At 53.6% G+C, this 3,216-nt stretch carries 1 protein-coding gene; it reads right to left on the reverse strand.

Going from position 1 to position 3,216, the window contains the following annotated elements:
- Window positions 1-890: 890 nt before the first annotated feature.
- Window positions 891-3,080, reverse strand: a complete 2,190-nt coding sequence (gene speC / locus QZQ29_RS09170; protein WP_296962587.1) for an ornithine decarboxylase — start codon at window positions 3,078-3,080, stop codon at window positions 891-893.
- Window positions 3,081-3,216: the final 136 nt, after the last annotated feature.

The raw sequence follows: 3,216 nt of genomic DNA on the forward strand, positions 1-3,216 counted from the left end.
TTAAGAAAAAACAATAAATTTCTTCAAAAAAAAGACTTGACATATGACCAGAATACTGAGCCGCAGGCGAAGAATCTTGGTAAGCGCCGACATTGACTCCGACTAGCACACTAGTCCACCAGTCCACCAGCTCACTAAAAAATACCAGTCGGTGGGAAGGCTGCCGTTTGGCAGTCAGTTCAGCGTAGAGTATCAATCCGGCTTGCAGCGTCGTACACCCCTGCGCCGCTTCGCGGCCCTCTTCCCCTCAAGGGGACGCAAGGACGTTACGGGATTTACCTTTGTGTCACCAGTGTTGCATGATGAAAAGCCGGAGCCCCCTTCTTCTGGAAGGGGGCCGCCGCAGGCGGCGGAGGATAGGGGCGTGAATTAGACGATAGACGTTAGACGTTAGAAATCAGATATCCGGTAGCGCCACGTACCTTGCCTTCCCGCCCTCATGGTCATTCTGAGCCGCAGGCGAAGAATCTTGGTAAGCGCCGACATTGACTCCGACTAGCACACTAGTCCACCTGTCCACCAGCTCACTAAAAAATACCAGTCGGCGGGAAGGCTGCGTCATTAGGTGTCGAAAAATAGCGGCATCAATTCTTTCGGTGTTCCTCAGGGCTCCGCCCAGCTCCATTCCGGTCGGGCAGACAAAAGGAAGGCCCTTTTATGGGCAGGCTAAGGGCCAACTTTGCCCGACTTGGCAATCCCATGCAGGATTGCCACCTGGGGAAGGAGCCTGCGTTACGGGATTGGCTTTTGTGTCACCGGTGCTGCATGACGAAGAGCCTAGCCTCCTTCCCCAGAAAGAGTGGTAGAGGTGAGGGCGGCCCCAGCCAGCAGCCACAGGACAAAACATCTGGCCAACTGATTTCTATCTTCTATCTTCTATCCCTTATATTCTATCCCTTATATTCTCTCTCGTATTCCTTCTTCAGCACATAGCCCTTGGCCTTTCTATGGCCGGTGCTGTCTTTTTCCAGGTATACGCCCTGCAGTTCCGGGGCGAATCCGGGGAGGATGTCGGCGGTTTCCACGAAGTCAAGGAAGTAGTCCAGGGCGGTGCGGGACCAACGTTCGCCGGGCTGGACGCAGGTGACGCCGGGGGGATAGGGAACGGCGGCCTGGAGGGCCACTCTTCCTTCCGCTTCTTCCAGGGGAATGAGCTCCCCCTCTCCCCTCACCAATGCCCAGTTGGCTTCCTGGGGGCTCATGAAGTATTCCGGGAAGTAGGCTTTCAGGAACATTTTCTTCTGCAGCACGTTGATTTTTCTTGCCTTGTAGAAATCATGAAGTTCCTGGCACAGCTGGCGGATGGTGTATCGTTCATAGCGGGACTGATATTTCCCGTATACCGTGGGAAGCACCCTTTCCATGGGGGAATCGCTGTCGATGTGTTCCTCAAACCGAATAAGTTTGGTAATCAGGTTATCCAGCTTTGTTTTCGTTTCCGCCGGGGTCATGAGGAAAAGGATGTCGTTCAGGTCGCACTTTTCGGGAATAATCTGGCTGTCCCGGAGGTAGTCCGCCAGAATGATGGCGGGAATGCCGAAGTCCTCGTATTCCCCGTTTTCCATGTTAATGCCCGGCGTCATAAGCTGCAGTTTCATGGGGTCTATAAAATACTGCCCCTTGGCGTAGCCCTGGAAGGAGTGCCATTTTCCTCCCGGTTCAAAAGCAAAATAGGAAATATCTTCCGCCATTTCCTCCGTATCCCCGTCTTCCCATTTTTTTCCATGCACCACAGGCGGCACAATGGGGCGAAGGTACTTGCAGTGGCGGAGCACCTTTTTCCTCGCCTCAATGGCATTGACAATGCATTCATGCCAGAGGAGCCTGCCCGCATCCCCTTCCTGCATTTTGGCGTTCATATCAAGGGACGCAAAAATCTGGTAGTTCGGAGAGGTAGACGAGTTCACCATGAAGGAATTATTGAAAATCTTATGGGGCACATACCGGGCCTGCCCTTTGATGTGGGAGTCCTTCTTCAAAATCTGGGAGGCCTGGGAGAAACCGGCCTGCTGCTTATGGATGGACTGGGTGACAATAATACCCGGGTCTTCCGGCCCAAGGTCCAGCAGCAGGGGGCTGCAGTCCTTCATCATGGGGATGAACTGCTCGTACCCCACCCAGGCAGAGTCAAAGACGATGTAATCGCAGAGATGGCCGATTTTCTCCACCACCTGCCTTGCATTGTAAATACAGCCGTCGTAATTTCCCAGCTGAATCACCGCTGCCCGAAGGGGCCTGTCCATGCGGGCCCGCTTAGGGTCCCTTTCTGCAATCAGCATGCGGATGTACTCTTCATTAAAGCAGTGGTCCAGCACCCCGCCGATGAGGCCGAAGGGATTTCTGGCGGTTTCCAGATAAATGGGAATGGCCCCGGCCTGAATGAGGGCGCCATATCCCACGGACTTATGATTATTTCTTTCATAAAGCACCAGGTCCCCCGGCGTGAGGAGCGCATTCATTACCACCTTATTGGCACCGGAAGTGCCGTTCAGGATGAAATAGGCCTTGTCCGCATTGAATACCCGGGCCGCATGCTTTTGGGCTGCCAGGGCCGCGCCCTCATGAATAAGCAGATCCCCCATGGCCACGTCCGCATTGCAGAGGTCTCCTCGGAAGGTGTTTTCTCCGTAGAAATCGTAAAAAATACGGCCTGCCGGATGTTTTGTGAAATAAACGCCCCCCTGGTGCCCGGGACAGTCAAACTGGGAATTTCCCCACTCCACATAATTTTTCAGCGTTTTAAAGAAAGGAGGCAGCAGGGAATCCTCATAGGAGGAAGCGGCCCTTTCGATCTGCCTTTCAAAGAGCTGCCGCGGAAGTGCCTTGGCATCAATAATCCCGTACACATCTCCCAGAGTATCGTCCATTTCCTCTTCATAGCCATTGACGATGAGGAAAACAGGAATATGAAAGGCCCGCACCCTTTTATCCCGAATAAAGGAACGGTCCTCCTCCGTCACCACCAGGGCGGCAACATCGGTGAAATCCGTATCCTCCGCAGCTGCTGCCTTCCGTGTAGGAATGGGGTGAAACAGCTCCAGCGCCCTCTTCGTATAAGCAACCTTCAAATGCTCCTGCATGGGAATTCCTCCTGTACCCTTCGTGATTTATATATATTAGTATATCAAATGAAAGGACAGGTTCAAAGGGGAAGGTGGCCAGCCCCTGCGGGGCTGGAGGTTATGGCCGCCTGCGGCGGCGGGTTGTGTAGAAGGG

Origin of the sequence: uncultured Dialister sp. (assembly GCF_900538805.1) — a bacterium.
Taxonomy (GTDB): domain Bacteria; phylum Bacillota; class Negativicutes; order Veillonellales; family Dialisteraceae; genus Dialister.